This window comes from Mesomycoplasma ovipneumoniae, from assembly GCF_024758565.1.
Classification (GTDB): Bacteria; Bacillota_I; Bacilli_A; order Mycoplasmatales; family Metamycoplasmataceae; genus Mesomycoplasma; species Mesomycoplasma ovipneumoniae_B.
Genome location: NZ_CP079199.1, coordinates 430,830 through 448,964 on the forward strand (window position 1 = coordinate 430,830; position 18,135 = coordinate 448,964).

An 18,135-nucleotide genomic window follows, 5' to 3' on the forward strand; every position below is an offset into this window, starting at 1 on the left:
AACTTATAAATTTCTATATCTAATTTCCTCTAACTTCTCCAATATTTTTAAACCTACTTCTTTTGCTAAATTACAAGGAACTGCATTTCCTACTTGCTTGTATTGTGAAGACATTGGCCCTGTAAATATCCATTCATCTGGAAAAGATTGTATTCTAGCATTTTCTCTGACGGTGAATGGTCTAGTCTCTGTTGGATGACATCTATCGGTTTGTTTCATTTGGGGTGTAGTTAAAACTGTTAATGACGGCTCATCTAAACTCAATCTCCTTAGTATTCCTGTTCTTCCACCGCCCATATACCAACAAGACTTCATATACTTTTTAGCTATATCCTCGGGAATATCTCTTCAATATCCCCCTGGAGGAACTAATGAAAAAATATCTTCTTTTGTTTTTGAATACTTGGCGCCTAGACTACTAGGAACATCTTGTAAAATATCCGATAATACTGGTTTATATTCATATTTTGAAGGATAGACAAATTCTTTATCATTAACTAAATCATTTCTTATGCCAACGACAATTAATCGTTCTCTTTTCTGAGCAACACCATAGTCTCAAGCATTTAATACCTCGTAGAATATTTTATATCCCTCTTGCTCAAAAATATTAATAATTGTTTTGAATGTTCTCCCCTTATCGTGAGATAAAAGTCCCTTTACATTTTCAAACAACAACATTTTAGGTTGCAATTTATTTAAAAACACTGCATAGTGATAAAACATTGTACCCCTAACATCCTCAAGTCCTAATCTTTTACCAGCATAACTAAAACTTTGGCAAGGTACCCCACCAGATAATAAATCTAATTCTCCTTTTTTTATGTTAAATTCTTTTTCTAAATCTTTCTTAGCAACAATCTCTATATCTTCACAAATAACATTCCATTTTGGTCTGTTAGCTTTTAGTGTACTGACAGCATATTTGTCATTTTCAACTAATCCGATGTGCTTAAATCCCGCCTGCTCTAACCCTAGCGCCAATCCTCCTGCGCCTGCAAAAAGTTCAATACTTGTATACTCACTATTCATTAACAGATCCCCTGTCTTTTTATCTTATTTAATTATAACAAAAATTGATAGACAAGCATTTATAAATAGATAATGTTTTAAGTATTTTCGCAAATTTAAATTAAATATATTGGATACATTGAAATAAAAAGGTGGAAATCCACCTAAATTTTTCAAACTATTACTAAACATAAGTTTATTTATGTTAAAATTATTTTGAAATAAAAAGGTGGAAATCCACTTAAATTTTTCAAGCGAGGTAGCAAAATGATAATAAAGCGCGATTTTTATCTTAACCAATTAATTGATAAAAAAGAGAATGGCAGAATCAAGATTATCACCGGAATAAGAAGGTGTGGAAAATCATATTTATTATTCAATTTTTATCGTGATTACCTACTTAGCAATGGAACTAAAGAAAATCAAATTATAACAATTGCTCTTGACCAAATTGATAATATTGAATACCGAAATCCATTTAGATTAAATGAATATATTAAGAAAAAAACAAAAAATATAAACAAAATGTACTACATTTTCATTGACGAAATTCAATTATCTGAAAATGTATCAAATCCCTATGTTGAGACTAAAGAAAAAAATATAACCTTTGTAGATGTGCTTTTAAGTCTTATGAAACATAGTAACTTAGACATTTATATTACTGGTAGTAACTCTAAAATGCTTTCATCAGATTTATTAACTCAATTCAGAGACCGCGGAGACCAAGTGCATGTAAATCCTTTATCTTTTGCTGAAATTTATGAATTATTTGATGACAAATCAGAAGCTTTTGAACATTATTTTGTATATGGTGGTATGCCACATATTTATAAATTGCAAAATGATGAACAAAAAAGTCATTATTTAAAGCAGTTATTCAAGCAAACGTATATTAAAGACATTCTTGAGCGCAACAAAATACATAATGAGCAACAAATACTTGAAATCCTGCTTGACTTTACATCTTCAAATATTGGTTCTTTAACCAACCCCTCTAAGCTTGCAAACCGTTTTTTGTCAGAAAAACAAATACACATATCATCAAATACAATTTTTAAGTATCTTAAATTTTTTGAAGAATCTTATATTATTCAATGCGCTTATCGCTACGATGTAAAGGGCTCTAAATATTTTTCAACCCCACTTAAATATTATTTTTCAGATATTGGGCTAAGAAATGCAAGATTAAATTTTCGTCAAATAGAAAACACTCATATTATGGAAAATATAATCTACAATGATTTACTTCGAAGAGGATACAATATTGACATTGGTGTTGTAGAACATGAATTTAAAAATGGCTCAACAAGAAAAAAAATTCAGCTTGAAATAGATTTTGTTATAAATAAAGGCCACAAAAGATACTATATTCAATCAGCACTTAATATTGACAATTTAGAGAAAAAAGAACAAGAAATAACCTCGCTTAAAAAAATAAATGATTCATTTAAAAAAATAGTTATAGTAAGAAACAAAATAATTCCAAAACACGATGAAAATGGTATTTTATACATTGGTTTAGAAGATTTTTTGCTTAATGAATCAATAATAGACTTATAATTTTTAAAGAATATTTAGGAATATGGGAGCAATTAAATGATCTTGAATTTAACCCCCTCGAATTCGAGGGGTTTTTAAAAGCTTGATTGTAAGTTCAAGCCAACACAAATTAAGGTAAAAAATTTAATTGTCTGGACTAAACCAGGACAAAGAAAATTAAGATTAAGGCGTTGGCTTTTTTGTTCTGGTTTAGTTATGGTTGCATTTTTTATTTCCAAATTATTATAAAGAAGATCTTATTTTAAATATTTAGAAAAACCCAAACTGTGTTGCAAAACCATGAACAATTTTAGTTTTATTACCAAAACCTAAAGTTTATTTTTCACCTTTTTACAAAAAAGTAAAATGTGTTATATAATAAAAAAAATATTGTATTCAATAAAAGGTTAATTATGAAATCTAAAATTACTAAATTTAGCTTACTTTTATCTTCTTTTGTAACAGTTTTTGGTGTTGCAATTGCTTGTGGAACTACTCCTGAAATTAAAATACCAGCTAAACAAAACGAAAATGCAAAACCACTGCCTAAGAAACCAAATTTAGATAACCAAAATAATTTATCTTCAGACAAAAAAGAAGAGGAAAATAATTCAACCTCAAGAAGAGATAATGAACAAATCAAAACAAAGACAGAAGATAAAACAGAAGAGGAAAATCAAGAATCAGAAAAAGATATAAAAAATACATCAAATTCTGCTACAAGAACAGATGAATCTTCCAAAATTGATACTAATATTGATTCAGATTCTCTAAAAAATACTACAAGTGCTACCGAAAATAATGCCAGCCAAACTAATAACGCCTCTTCTTTAGAAAATAATACAAATTCTAAAACATCTAAAAAAACTCAACTAACCTTATTTGAACAGCAACAACAAGACACTATTGAAAAAATTAGTAAACTTAGTACAATTTCTTCTAGTTTTAAACACTTTTTTGCAGAAAAAGTAAGTGAGCAAAAAAGTGCTGAAGATCTTAAAAAACTAGAAGAAAAATTTAACAAAATTTCAAATTTATCAGCAAAATTAAAGGAAACAATTGAATCAGCAAACTTTGTAAAAACAACTTCGAAATATACTTCTACCACAAATAATGTTGATAAATTATTAGATACAACACTTTTAAAAGCACAATCATTTTTTCACAATAACCAACTAGCTTTTTCTGATAATATAGATAATTTAGAAGTACAAATTAATGGTACACAAAATGAAATAATAAGACTTCAAAATGAATTGAATGGCAACACATCAGAAGAAAATATTAAAAATATTGAGCAAGCAATTAATGATGCAAATCCCTCTTTTGATGATGAAAAAATAAGTACTTATGAACTACAGGACAAATTAAATCCTGCAGCTTTTGATGTTGAAACTACAAAATTATTAACTAAAATTGAAAAAGAAGGCTACACTTTTGAAATAAAAGATACTAATATTAGTAAATTAGACAATAACAAATTAGAAATCACATATCAAGTTAAAGATAAAAATAATCATCGAGCTCGCCTTACAAAAACTCTTGATTTTCACAACAAAGGCAAGTTTAATATAGAAAGCAAAATTAAAGAATTAGACAAAAAATTTAACTCACTTGATGATTTATATGAATTTGATAAAATTAAATTATCACAAATTCAAGAGACGTATATTGATAATTTACAAGATTTTATTAAAGAAAATTTTAGATCTAAAGGTAATAGAATTGATCAAATTTTTAAACATAATTTAGGCCAAATAAGCTATAAAAATAAACACTTTAGTGCACAAGTGCATTTTTTAATGTTCAACAAAGTTGTTAAAACTTTAGAGCTAAAATCCAATGTCGAGATTGAACTACGAACAAAAGATTTAATAGGAAGCAAAAAGGATCGAGCTGATCTAGAACTTTTAATTTCTAGTTACCTTACAAATAAAGATTGATCTTACCATAGTCTAGAGGCTAGCCAACCAATTTTAAAAGATCTACAACCTATTAAACAAGATGTTGATCATCATGGAATTCCTTCAATGTTAGCACTACAAAAATTGAATGAAATCTATAAGTGGCCACAAATTGGTAAGTACTCACTTTTTGTTAAGGAAGTACTTGATCATTCAAATATTTATGATTCTAATCGCGGCGGGACAGCAAAATTAATTTTTGGAATCAAAAAGGACAATCAAGAACTTAATTTTCAAGATTGAAATTTAGAGATAACTGAAAGCGATTATAAAACTAAATATGCTAAAAATATGTGATATTTTCGACCACTTCGTGCTAGTGATATTGAATTACCTTCTAATTGAGTAAGTAGTAATTTTGATAATAGTCATAAAAAATTAATTGATGAAATTAACGCCTCTAATTTCGATTTAAGAAAAACTCCAGGTGCTAAAGTGAACGGAAAAGAAACACTTTTTAGTGTTTTAAACCCTCAACACTTAGTTAGCCAATTTCGAAAACAAGATGCTGGTAGTGCCCTACAATATTTATTAAAACTTAAAAATAATCATAATAACAAGACTCAAAATGATTCAACAGAGTTTAAAGGAACTTTAGATGAATCAAAAGCTGCCACCGGAGGAGATGAATTTGACAAACAAAGTATTCAAGCTAAAATTGATAATTCAGCAAATGTTTTTGTAGTAAATACAAATAGCATAATTCCTAGTGGAGTAACAACTAATCCAAATAATATTTCTGCTATTATTAATGACTATTTTATTGTATATTATGATGTAAAATCAGAAAGAACAGGCGAGCTAAAATTCAAAATTGGCTTTATTAATAAAAGTGATCCTAGCAAAGTTTATTCAAAATCAGAAGAAATTACACTTGTGAATTTATCAAATGATTTTCAAAATAATATATATCCAGAATTACTTATGAATAAAGTGAGTCTACAAGATTTTCAATATAATAATCAACAATTAACTTGAAATAAACAAACTTTGACACTAAATAACTATTCTATTGAGACTAAAGATATTACAATTCATGAAAAAGTTGAGTATAAAAACAATACTTATATTAATTTAAAATATACTTACCCTAACCAAAAAAAAGAAACAGAAAAAATAGTTGTTGGTAATAATTGATACAAGGTTGCTGGTTCGAATTCTGTTTCACTTGATGATATCAAAAATTCAAGTTTCAAATGAAGACATTCGGGTCTTAATACTTTAATAGTAGAAAATTATCAAGTTATTCGAAATCGGCAAATTGAATTTAATGCTAAAGATGCAATTTGATCACAAGATGGAAAAGGTGCATCCTGAGTTTTAAAAGAAAAGTACCTTGAAAAAATGTTAGAAAATGCTCGAGATGTAAAACTAGATTTAACAATTTATGGAAATGTTTTAATTCAAGATGACAATCGCTATAATAGATTCACTAAACCAGGCGATCCTATCATTGGCAATGAAGCTAAACATAAGTTTCCTTCATTTACTATAGACTATTCAGAACTGAAAATAAAGTCAAAACTAAATATTGAACTTGAACTACCAGAAAGATATAATAATACTAATACTTCCTCTACACCACTTCCCAAATTAACATTAGTATTAAATGTTACAAAAAAAATAGATGGATTGCACTTTAAATTAAGTTTGAAAGGTGAAGAATATAGCATTATTGTTGGTAATCCTGTGAATTATGTAAATACCACTCAAGGTTATGATCCTTTTACAAATAATGATAAATTTGACAAAAATAAAGCTTTTATCTTGTGAGATAGAGGAGCTGGTGTAAATGTTATTTATGAGAATTATGAACAATATGAAGAGCATACTAGACGAACTAATTTATTCGATTATAAGCAGATTTCATACACTCAAGAAAATGCACCAATTCCTTTTTATACCGATCCTAGTGTTCGAAAAAATGTTTATTTTCCAAACCAAAACGTTCCCTATGAAATTCATAATGGTTATTTACAAAACAATGATTATATAAATTATTCCACTATCAAATCAAATCCTCAATTTGAAAATAATTTCCAACGTGCACTTGCTTTTAGTTTTGGTTCTGCAACGATGATTGGAAAAGTAAATAATGATGAAAATGACTGAAAATTCTACTTTATAACTAATAATCACGTAGAAAATGTCAAAAATTTTGACCAGCTAAATAACTCAACAACTGGCCTGCCAAACACTTATCGAAGATATAGTTACATTGTAAAACCTTCACTTAATTTTGGAAATAATGTTAATGCTGGATTTAGTTACTGAGGTGGCTTATTAAAAGGTCCAAATTCTTCAAAAAATACAAAACCTAAACCAATACAAGGCCAAAAGCAAGAAGAAGACCCAAATTCTGGATTTCTACTTTCTCAAATTTGATCTGGATCAGATCAACAAAGTCGGGATGGAAAGGAACATAAAGGCCGCAATATTGATGCTACTATTTTTGTGGTCGATGTTAAGCCACTTTATGATGAAGCGCTTGCACAAGGAAAATATGAGTATGCCAACTGATTAAAATCATGACTAGCGCTTGAAAATATGAAATTTAATTTCAATGGTATGGATTATAATATAAACCACCAGTCATTAATTTATGACTTTTCAATTGTTGGTTTCCCTTATGGAAAACAATCTGCATATGTTATTCACCGACCAGGATTAAGCAATTATAATGTAATGTTAAGACATCAAAATGGCTATGTGCCTACATATTTTGACGCCGGAAATTCAGGAACTGGAATTTTAAGCGCTGATAACAATTACATTTCATTAATTAACTCCGGAACACCTCGCAACAGTTTGCAAGGTTGAAATTATGCAACTCGCGGTTTTAACTATTTTGGTGTGAACTTCAATGGTGAACATCCATTGGATTTAAAAAATACTAAATCATTTGCTGCTCAAATTTTAAGATGGCATCTACTTGCGCCCGCCAGTGCAAATTCACCATGATTTTTTAATCCATTTAAAACAAACACAAAATAAATCAAAATGTCAAAAAAGTGTATAAATTTATATATAAGTTAGTATACTAGTTTCAGACCATTCAAAAAAAGGTGTGTCAAAATGAAACAATACAAATTCACAATTGAAGAGAAATTTAAATATATCAAAATTGCCGAATCTAAAGGGTTAAAAAACGCAATTTTGCATTTTGCAGAAGAATTTAGAGAAATTTACAAAAACAAATCTAAAAGTAAAAAAGCGGATAAAGAATGAATGTTGCATATATATGCTAATAATTTGATAAGAAATTGGCAAAAAAAGTTTTATAATAATGATATGAAAAGTCTAATAAGTACTCGTGGAAAAATTAAATCTCCGCGTAAACCAAAAAAGAAATATACAATTAACGATCTTTCTGAAAATGATCGTGGAATTTATCAAGAAATAGTGGAGAGGGTTCTTAAAAGATCCGGAATTGACCCCGCAATTATTCTTGAGGAGCTCAAAAAACTAAAACAAGAACAAGAGAAAGATAAAGATAAAGATAAAATCGAAAATTGCACTAGAATTTGCAGTGTTTTTAATATTAATCGCACTTCGATTTATGAGAAAATAAGGGCAAAAAAACCACCAAAGAAAATAGTTTATGATGAAAAATTACTTGAGTGAATTCTTGAAAATTTCAATTTAAATCGAAAAGTTAAAGGCCGTGACGTCCTATATAATATTTACATAAATCAGGGAAATTATGTATCCACGTACGTGTTTCAAAAACATTACGAATTTTTAGGATTAAAATCACTAGCTTATAAAAGGCAAGGAAAACCAGCTCCAAAAGAGAAAAAGTTTACACGAATTTGGGCTGAAGATCATATCAAAGGTGAATTTAGCTCAGAAAATTTTGGTGAAAAATGGTTTGCTGATATTAAATTTATCAAAATTAACAACGAATGATTTTACCTACACTCAATTATTGAAACAAAATCCAATTACCTGCTAAATTTTTCAATTTCTAAAACAAGATTTTCAGAAGAAACTATAAACTTAGTAAAACAAACAATCAAAAAGTATAATATTAAACCAAAATTTTTCCATTCAGATCATGGTGTGGAATATGCGAACTACAAATTTGCTAATTTTTTAAAGCAAAATGGTATCCAACAATCAATGTCACCAAAAGGAAATGCCCTTGCAAACCGCCCTATTGAATATTTTTATGCGGTTTTTCAACGAGAATTGATTAATATTGAGGGTCAAAATTTTGAAAATGTGGCTACCGCTTATCAAAAAATAAGTTCATTTATTGATTGGTATAACTATGAAAGACCTCAAAGTTGCTTATCATATAAAACTCCAAGTAAGTTAGTACACCAATTTCAGACGTATTCGAAAAAAGGTGTGTAAAAATGAAACAATACAAATTCACAATTGAAGACAAATTTAAATACATTAAAATTGTAAGTTAGTAGAAAAAAATCAGGCAACTAGTTTTTTGTCAAGATTTTGAGTGCTGTGCTTTTGTTAATTTTTTTTTACTTATTTAATAGAATTTGGTTCTAATTTTTTTATAAAAACAACACAGTAATTGGCTAAATACTGTGTTGTGATTTAATTTTTTTGAAAAAGTTCGATAAACTAATCAATATTTAATGCATCATCAATTATATTTATGGCGTTTTCATATGTAATGTATTTTTTTGGATTACTTATAATTTCATCTAAGTTTGATGGCACTTCTAAATTGATTTTGTTGTTAAATTCTTTATTAGTGCTTGCGCCTATTAAGTAAAATTTGTCTTCATTATTTTCGGTTTTAACAAAGCAAACAGCAATGCTAATTTCACTACTAAAAGATTTATTTTCACTTGAATCGATTTGATTTTGAATATATTTTTTATAAGATTCAATTAATTTCTTTGTTTTTTCAGGGTTGTAATCATTAATACTTTTGACTTCCATATATAAATAATGTTTAACATCGTTTTTACTTTTTATTTCAAAAATAAAGTCGGGAAATGAAGCTAAAATCTCATCATCATTGTCAAAGTACTGAAATGAAATGTCGCTAGATAGTGGGTTTTTAGTTCATAATCGAACATTGTCATTACTTTTGGATAGAGAATCATTAATGTTTTTAACAAAAGCAGTCTCAGAATTTGAATCAAAATAGTAATTATTTTGACTTGGGTCAATTGGAATGTAAGCGTACTTGATTTTGCTTGCATCTTTAATAACAATATTATTATTTTTATTGTTATCAGAAATAGTCATAAAAATTTTATCAGGTAAATTTTTGCTTTCTTTAATTTCAAAAATTTGATTTTTTGTTGAATTTACTGTTTTTTCTAAACAATTTTGATAGTTTTGTTTGATGCTATCAAGAAATTTTTTGATAAGAATGTAACAAAACATATTTTTGTCAATTAAATATTCACCATTTTTTTCGTCCAACATTTTCCGATGCATACTATTTATCAATTCATTTGGTAAATATTTTCTTAATTTATTTAACTGGCCAATTACGTATAATTCAAGCTCAATTGAGTTAGTAATTTTTGTATCAATTTTTACTTTATCACCGTATGTTGAAGTTTTACCATCTAAAAAATGGTATTTTTTATAATCTTTTAAATAGTTTTGTTGATATTCAAGAAAACGTTCTTTATTAAAAACATTTTTGATTATTTGCTCATTATATTTCGCACTATTTAATTGTTTTTTAATGGCTTCTGTGTTGATTTGTCCATAAACAAATTGGGTATTTTTGTATTCATCTTGCAATTGATATTGGATGCGAGATTTGTTTGTTTCTTTGTGGTTTGAATAAATAAAATAAGTGTTTGCAATTGATTTATCATCAAATTCATGTCTTGGCATTGGAATTGGTACTCTTTTGATGCGACCAATTGTTTGAGTTGATAAAACTTTTGATGCAACTTTTCTAAGTTGTACTAGCATACACGCTCGCGGTATGTTTCAGCCAGTTGCTGGACCAATTTTAAATAAAATAACATCATAATTAGCGCCTTTTCTTGAGATTTCTTTCAATGAAATTTTTAAATCAGAATCAATTAATTTATTTGATGTGATTTTGTCATTTTTGTCATTTGAAAAATATTTAACCCAACTTAAATTGTGCTTTTCTAAAATTTTAATTAAGTTAGCGATGTATTGTTGAAATTCATCACTTTGGTCTTCAATTTCGCTATCAACCTGAATAAGCATTGCTGGTCGCACATTTAATGCCTCTTTGTTGTTATGAGCGTATTTATCTTTAATTTCGTTAAACTTCTTGCAAGCTAACTCAAGAATTTGCATATCATCAATTTTATCAATATCAATATCGTTAATTGAATCATTGAAAACAGGGTTGTTTTTAATTAGTTTGATATTATCATTTTCAAAATCTTTTTCATCAATAGACACAATATTAGGACAAAAATCTGGAGTAGCAGTCATTTTAATTACATAACTTGCAAAACCACTAACTTTAGACTCAAATTCTTTTTTACTTTTAGTTTCATTCGCCCCATAGTGTGCTTCATCACGAATGTAAATTAAGCGGTAATCTTCATTTCTTATTTGGTCTAAAAATGCATCAAATATCCCATGTTCAGTTAAAATCCGCTTTTTACCAAATGATGATTTACCAAATATAAATACATTATTAGCTTCAGCATGCAATTGTGGGTCATAGTCCCTTTTCTTTTTCGATGCATTTTTATTTTTCGATTTATTTTTTGATTTATTTTTTGACTCACTAGCACCTGGCGAATCAACTTTTATAACTTGATAATTAGCTTGTAAAACATGTTTATAATCAAGCAAGTTTTGCTCCATTTGGTAAGGTAAATCCGCCGACGAAAGTGTAGCAATAATGAAAACTAATTTATGTGGCGAACCGTCATTAGCATTATTTTCAATAATTCTATGAATAAAATTAGCCATCATAAAGGTTTTACCGCTACCAGTTGGCGCTTTAAAACAAACGATTTTTTTGTTAACATCTTCATCGCTATTTAAAAAATCATTATAACAGTTAATTAATTCACTAACAGCACGTTCTTGGATTTTTGATAAAACCATTATTCTCCTTTTTTAATTGGTTTTAGAGCGCATAAGGATACTAAAATATTTTGTTCATTAATATTATTTTCATTAATATCTTTGATATTAAAATCTTTTAGCATCTCTAAATAAGTCTTTTTAATCAAATCGTTTTGCGTGCTTGTTATTGATGTATCAAAATACTGCGTTTTAAACACATTTAGATTGGCTTTAAAGGGTTGATTTTTTTGTGTTCAGTTAAAACTTTCGCCTTTTGTACCTATTCCATTGTTGATTCGGTAAATTCGTTCATAACAAATATTGGTTCCTATGTTATTTTCATCATTAGTTACAATTGTAAAGCTTCTATTTCCACCATCTTCCTGGTTAAGTTCCAAAACAGCATGTGCCGTAGTGCCTGAACCAGCAAAAAAGTCTAAAATACGAGCATTTTTGTTAGATATTAAATTGATTATATATTTAATTAGTCCCACTGGCTTTGGAAAAGGAAAGTCTTTGTCTTTGTCTTTGTCTTCATCTTTATCTTTATCTTTATTTTTAATTATTGAAATTAAATTTCTTTTTCCATTGCTTGTAGTTATTTTACTATCGCAAATTAAGTTTGAGAAGTTTCTACCTTTTTCTCTAGGGATGATTTGATAAGGTTCTTCTCTTTTGATAATGACTTTTTCATAATTTTTTTTATATGCTTTTCAATATTCAGTTCCATCTTTTGCTTTTTTTCGTTGTATTTCGATAAAGCCATTATTGAAAGAAAAATCAAACAAATCTTTACCTAAGGTATACCGATAAGACATTGGATTTTTTATATTTCTGTGATTTTTAAACATTGATCCATCTGGAGCCTGAATCTCATAATCCAGCGACGCGGAATATTGAAAAGAACTCGAAGAAGAAACATGGTCCAAATCAGTTAAATAATATTTTCCGCGATCATTGATGTATTCATCTTCAAATTTGTAATCTTCTTTATTGATTGGGTGACTATTTCAAATTGGTTGGTTATTTTTTGAATAACAAATTACAAACTCTGTTTCTACTTCAATTTTGGATTTATCAGAGCCACCACCAGTATTTTTCTTTCGTCATACTAAATTAGCAACAAAGTTTTCTTCACCAAAAATTTCGTCCATTAAGACTTTTAAATATGCTTGTTCATTGTCATCAATTGAAACAAAGATAACACCATCATCTTTTAATAATGAGCGAGCCATTTTTAATCGCTCATTCATCATATTTAGTCAGCCATTGCGACTAAATTTGTCGCGATAAATAAATTTAGATGCTTTTACATCATCTTTTTCACTATAAAATTGATTGCCGTCAGTCTTTGATGTATCTGTATTGTATGGAGGGTCAATATAGATAATATCGTAGTTAGCGCTTAGCGCCTCGGTCGCGGTCTCTCTCTCTCTCTCTCTCTCTCTCTCTAGAGCTAGTAGATTCTTAAGCACATCATAATTCTCGCCAATAATTAAATTATTGTTTTGATGTTTTGAATAATCATTAACAAAAGACATTTTTTGGTCTTTTGTTAATAGAGCAACTTGTGTTGTATCAACACTAGGTGCTACATCAAAAGTAAAACCAATTTTTACTTTTTGAATTAATAATTGGAATATATTGTCTAAATTTTCTGTCTTAGAATTTTCTAATATTTCGATAATCAAATTCTTTTGGTCATCATTTAAAAGACTTTTAGACATATTTTTAATATCATTTTTGTATTCTTGTAAAGTTTTTAAGCTACTCATAAATCCTCCATATATTTATTATTTTTAATAATTATACTTGATAAGAATAAAAAAATATTTTTATTAAATTACTTTTAGCTTGTGGGAGTGTCAATAATTTTGTTATCTAAATATTTAAAATAGGTATGATTTTTACTTTGATATTTTAATGAATCAGTAAAAAAATTGTAATTAACTTTTGCCAAAAAAATTAAAAAATCGCCTAAAAACGGAGACTTTTTTAAAATTGTCTTATCAAACTGGGAAACCGGGAAAATAATACATAAAAAACTAATTGTCTAAAATTTTTCTACTTATTTAATATTTGTTAAATTCATTATTTGGGTTCAAATAATATTTATCATCAACACCGTCTAATAGAAAATTATTCCAAATATAATCTTTAACTTCGAAAACATTTTTATTATTTAAAGGGTTATTAATTTTGTTTTTGGGGAGGTCATCAATGTTTAAAAAATTTGAGGGATTATTAGTTTTTGTTCTTAGCACACCAGGGATATAAACTCTTTTTCGATCTTGTGGAATTCCAAAATCATTAGGTGATAAAACAAGGGGTTTTTCTGGGATCATATAGTCTAAGTCATCTTTTAAAATCTTAACAATTGTGTTTCAAGTTTTTCCTTTATCGTGACTGAGCAGTCCTTTGACATTTTCGAGCAAAATATATTTTGGTTTTTTATTTTTTAAAATTTTTACGATATCAAAAAATAAAGTCCCTCTGATTTCATCTAAAAATCCCAATTTTTTACCAGCATTTGAAAAAGCTTGACAAGGAAAACCGGCAAATAAAAAGTCATGATCAGGAACTTGACTAGCGTTGTTGTCAAGGTCTTTAATATTAATAATTTTATTCTGGTCAACATTAAAATTATTAATATAAGTAGTAATCGCATATGGATCGATTTCACTGACAAAAACACATTCAATATCAAACTTATTCTTTTTGGCAACACTCTCGATTGCTTGATGAAAACCACCAATTCCAGCAAATAAATCAACAAATCTTAATTTTTGTTTATCTTTGTTTAGAAAAGTAGTCAAAGTGTTTTTATCACTGTCGTTAGTATTCAATATGTGATTTTTTGTTTGTCGCATTGATTATTCTCTTTTTGTTTTTTATTTTAAAAGTTTAAAAATTGGATTAGTTTGTGGACAGAGCTTCGGTTTCTTCTTGGGTTTCTTCGCTTCCAACGGTTGTTGTTTCTGTACTATCTGAACTAGCGCTTTGACTTGGATCTGGTTTGGCAACAGAGGATAAACTCTCGTGGTCAAAGTCTTCGTTGTCAATTCCTGGTTCTTCTTTAAACTGAATTGAGTATTTGTCTTGGTAGGTTTTTAGCCAATCTTTTCATGCTTTGATGCCAGCTTTTTTGGCTTCTTCAATCGCTTTTGTTTTGGCTTCTTCATCAAGTGTTTGGTCGTTTTTGATGTCTTCTTCGCTTGTTAGTTCTTTAATTTCTGGCAAATAAGGAGCAAGATATTTGTTAAAAAAGTAATCATCTTTGAGGTCTTTGAGGTGTTTTGTTAGGGGTATTATTTTTAGTGCGGTGTTTTGTTGTTTTAAATTATTTTTTCAAATTATTGGCACAAGTTTCTGGTTGTAATATTCAATAAAGTCACTGATTAGCGATTGGTCATCTGCGTTATTTGAGATATCAATATTAAAAATCAAGTCTTTTCGTAGACCCAAATGATGCTTTGGAGTTAAAAAATTAGCAAGCGCTTCTATAAAGTTTGTGATTGGGCGAACCATAGAAGAACTCAATTGTTCACCAATATTTTTATTTTTATTTGTTAATTTAAAAAGATTTTTTTCAATTTGATAAACGCTTCCTAAAACTTCTTGGGCGATGCCGGCGGAACTTATAATCCGTTGTGGGCGAAGCATAAATCAGCCAAGTTCGTATCATAGTCTTTCTGGCTGGCTAGGCTTATATCCTTTTTCAATATAAAGATCGTCACGAAATAGTCGGGCTTCATCAAGTTTGTTCTTCGCACCATAAACAAGTTTATCAACCGTAGAGGGTCAAGCTCTTTGGTTGGCAAGTAAAAAGTCAAAGACGACATTATATTTCATTTCATCAGGAACTTGGGCGTTGTATTTATCAAGTTCAAACTTAATTATTGAAAAATATTTATCATCGTCAAAGTTTTTTGACAGATCTATTTTATCATCATCAGTCAGATCAACGGGTAAAATAATATTATTGTCATCTTTTTCTTTATCATTTTTTTTGAGGAATTGTTTATACTGATTGGCTAGTCCTTGTTTTCAAACTTGGACTTCGCCACGCTTGCCGCCAGCTTTATAGTCTACTAAATTACGACTTCAATAATCCCTAATTTCTGTATTAAAATACTCTAATCTTTTTAAATATTCTTCTCTATTATATTTATTATTAATAATATAATTATTCTTTTCTAAATATTTAGGAATTGATTGTAAATAATATCAATAAGGCAAGAGTCCGTATTTTCCAGTGCCACCATTGTCAAGAATAAAACTTGCCTTAGGGATTTCTTCGGTGTAGTTTTTGGTAACATCAAAACGGTTTTTTGCTACTTTGGGGTTTTTCTTTTGTCCGTTAAAGCCCAGAACTGAATTAGTAATTATTTCAGAATTGTCTTCTAGGATTGGGCTTCCTTTTTGGGGATCTGCGGTTTTGGGGTTGTTTCTTTCAATAGGATCAGGATTAGTATTTCCAGGATTGGTATCTCCTTGCCCAGATCCAGGCGATTTAGAAATATTTTTTGGAGATTCCTGATGAGGATCAGTGCAAGAAACTATCAAAGTTGGTAGTACTAAAAAACTAGTAGTTAGTAATAAAATTTTTTGTTTTTTTAATTTTTTATAGATCAAATGTAACATAAATTACTCCATAAATTAAACAAGTTATTATTAAAAAGTTAAATTTGCTTTGCGGCTTGATGTTTTAAAAATAAATGCTTTTATCTTGTTTGTTTGGCTAACTGTTTTAATATAAATTCCAAAGTTAGACAAAAAAACTAGTGAAAAATAGCGAGAATTAATTGTACAAGTTCAATATTTTTTCTCCTTTTTACATTTTCATTTTTGGTCCATCTTTTTTAAATTTTTCTTCTTGTTTAAGTTGATTCTCTAATTTATAATAATAAAAAACTTCAGTTAAACCATGTTCTTCTTGCATTGATTCACGAAATTGGTTAAATGACTCCGTGCTTGTATCCAAATCATTTTCTTCAAATCAATCAAGCATAAAATTATAATCAGAGTCTATTATTTTTTTAGATAAGCTATAATCTCTTCCATCATGCCATTTGTTATTAATTAAGCTAGCATAAATTATTTTACCGTTAATTGTTGTTGGCACTAATGGTCTTGATAACTTACTATATTCATGAATAATTTCCATTGAATTTAATCCATTTTGGATAAATTCATTTTCTTTTATTCATTCAAATAAAGGGTTATACACTTTTTCTTCTCAATTTTCGTTTCAAGCTTCATACAAAACGCCTTCAAATAAATCTAGTATTATTTGCCTTTTTTTCTTTTGTAATCTATCTTTTAGTTCGTCTATTTCATTTGTTTTGACTTTTATTTTTTCATAATCCTTTTCTAAATGCTCATCACTAGCATATTGAACTTCGGACTTAGTTGTTTCTGTTTTTGAATCATAAGAAACTTTGGAAATTACAATAAAAGGTGGTTTAAATTTTAAACATTCATAAATCTTGTGAAAAATTTCTTCTACTTGATCAAATTCTAATTCTTTTGAATCAAGTATTTCTGTATCCGGATGATTTTTAACTAATTCTTCTAGTTCACTATCACGCATATAAAAAATTTGTGAACAATCTAAATAAGAATCTTTTGTAAATAAAGTATTATCCTTGCCTGATTTTGGGATCAAAATTTCACCTTTGAAACGCTCTTTTAGTGTACCATCATCTAAACGAGCATCACGAGCTTTAATATAATAGTAATAATTATTTTCGGTATCATGAAAAATAATGACTGGTCTTGCTTTTATTTTTTGGCCTAAACTATTAAAAGCAAAAGTTTTAAAAGGACTAAATTTTTTTAGTTTTAATGGATCTTGACCTTCCATAATTACTCCTTTGGATAAAAATTTATTGTTACTAAAGGTACATTATAAAGAAAAGAAGTTAAATTTTCCTAAAATTTTCTCTTTATTTAAAAAAATCCTAATACAAATATGCAAAAATACCCATAAATCCGGGTTTTTTGACAGCAAAACCTTAATTTTTATTATTTTAAATTTAGTCTTTTGCAAAAAAAAAAAAAAATGCTTGGTCAAAAATAAAATTATGTTATAATAAGCATCACTAAGAATGAATTAATAAATTTTGAGATTAGAATTAAGGGGGAATTAGTTATGTTTTTTGTCTAATAAAATGAGATAGTGCAAATTATCCATTATGTTTTTTAATATAATGGGATGCCTTAAATTTACCCGTTTAGAAATCTATAAATTTAGGGCTTTTGGTTATGGCTCTTTCAAAACTTCATATATTTTTTTAGGCTCGCTGCAAATAAAAACGAGTTTTCTATTTGCATTGAGTTTAAATAGTAGTTGTATTTTTTATGATTTTTGTTAGTGTTTTAAACTAAAAAAGTAGTTTAAAAATTTCATAATTTTGTTTTTTAAGTCAAAATTTTAGCTTTTTTAGTTAAAACACTACCAAAAATTAAGACAGACGGATGAATTTAACACTTCAAACCAGTAAATGATATTTTAAAATCGCGATGGTGTTCCTAGTGATCCAAATATTTGAAATAGGTATGATTTTAGCTTTGATATCTTAATAAAACAGTAAAAAAAAAATAGGTAATTAAT

General features: G+C 28.0%; 9 protein-coding genes. 3 read left to right on the plus strand and 6 right to left on the minus strand.

The features are described 5' to 3' along the window. Positions 1 to 3: 3 nt before the first annotated feature. Positions 4 to 1,032 carry a DNA cytosine methyltransferase gene (locus KW512_RS01575; protein ID WP_258841746.1) on the minus strand — a complete coding sequence of 343 codons (1,029 nt, stop codon included), beginning with the start codon at positions 1,030 to 1,032 and terminating at the stop codon, positions 4 to 6. 246 nt (positions 1,033 to 1,278) lie between these two features. Between KW512_RS01575 and KW512_RS01580 the strand changes: the two genes are divergently transcribed. From KW512_RS01580 to KW512_RS01590, 3 genes are all read left to right on the plus strand, one after another. Beyond that, positions 1,279 to 2,574: an ATP-binding protein gene (locus KW512_RS01580; RefSeq protein WP_258841747.1), complete on the plus strand. Its 1,296-nt coding sequence runs from the start codon at positions 1,279 to 1,281 to the stop codon at positions 2,572 to 2,574. A gap of 392 nt (positions 2,575 to 2,966) precedes the next feature. After that, positions 2,967 to 7,511: an MGA_1079 family surface serine endopeptidase gene (locus KW512_RS01585; protein WP_258841748.1), complete on the plus strand. Its 4,545-nt coding sequence runs from the start codon at positions 2,967 to 2,969 to the stop codon at positions 7,509 to 7,511. A gap of 81 nt (positions 7,512 to 7,592) precedes the next feature. Next, a complete protein-coding gene (locus KW512_RS01590) occupies positions 7,593 to 8,876 on the plus strand; it encodes an IS3 family transposase (protein WP_258841749.1) in 1,284 nt (427 codons plus the stop codon). Positions 8,877 to 9,107: 231 nt separating this feature from the next. Here KW512_RS01590 and KW512_RS01595 read toward each other — a convergent pair whose 3' ends face one another. From KW512_RS01595 to KW512_RS01615, 5 genes are all read right to left on the minus strand, one after another. Further along, entirely contained in the window at positions 9,108 to 11,558 is a 2,451-nt protein-coding gene (locus tag KW512_RS01595; protein WP_258841750.1) for a DEAD/DEAH box helicase family protein, read from the minus strand. Next, positions 11,558 to 13,294, minus strand: coding sequence for a site-specific DNA-methyltransferase (locus KW512_RS01600; RefSeq protein WP_258841751.1), 1,737 nt, complete (start codon positions 13,292 to 13,294; stop codon positions 11,558 to 11,560). The genes KW512_RS01595 and KW512_RS01600 overlap by 1 nt, the downstream gene beginning before the upstream one ends. Before the next feature lie 297 nt (positions 13,295 to 13,591). After that, positions 13,592 to 14,389 (minus strand): DNA (cytosine-5-)-methyltransferase, encoded by a 798-nt coding sequence (gene dcm, locus KW512_RS01605; protein ID WP_258841752.1) that lies wholly within the window; start codon positions 14,387 to 14,389, stop codon positions 13,592 to 13,594. Between the two features lie 46 nt (positions 14,390 to 14,435). Then, the gene (locus KW512_RS01610) at positions 14,436 to 16,163 is read right to left on the minus strand and encodes a hypothetical protein (protein WP_258841753.1); all 1,728 of its coding nucleotides are present in this window, start codon (positions 16,161 to 16,163) and stop codon (positions 14,436 to 14,438) included. Positions 16,164 to 16,353: 190 nt separating this feature from the next. Then, positions 16,354 to 17,385: an Mbov_0400 family ICE element protein gene (locus tag KW512_RS01615; protein WP_258841754.1), complete on the minus strand. Its 1,032-nt coding sequence runs from the start codon at positions 17,383 to 17,385 to the stop codon at positions 16,354 to 16,356. Positions 17,386 to 18,135: the final 750 nt, after the last annotated feature.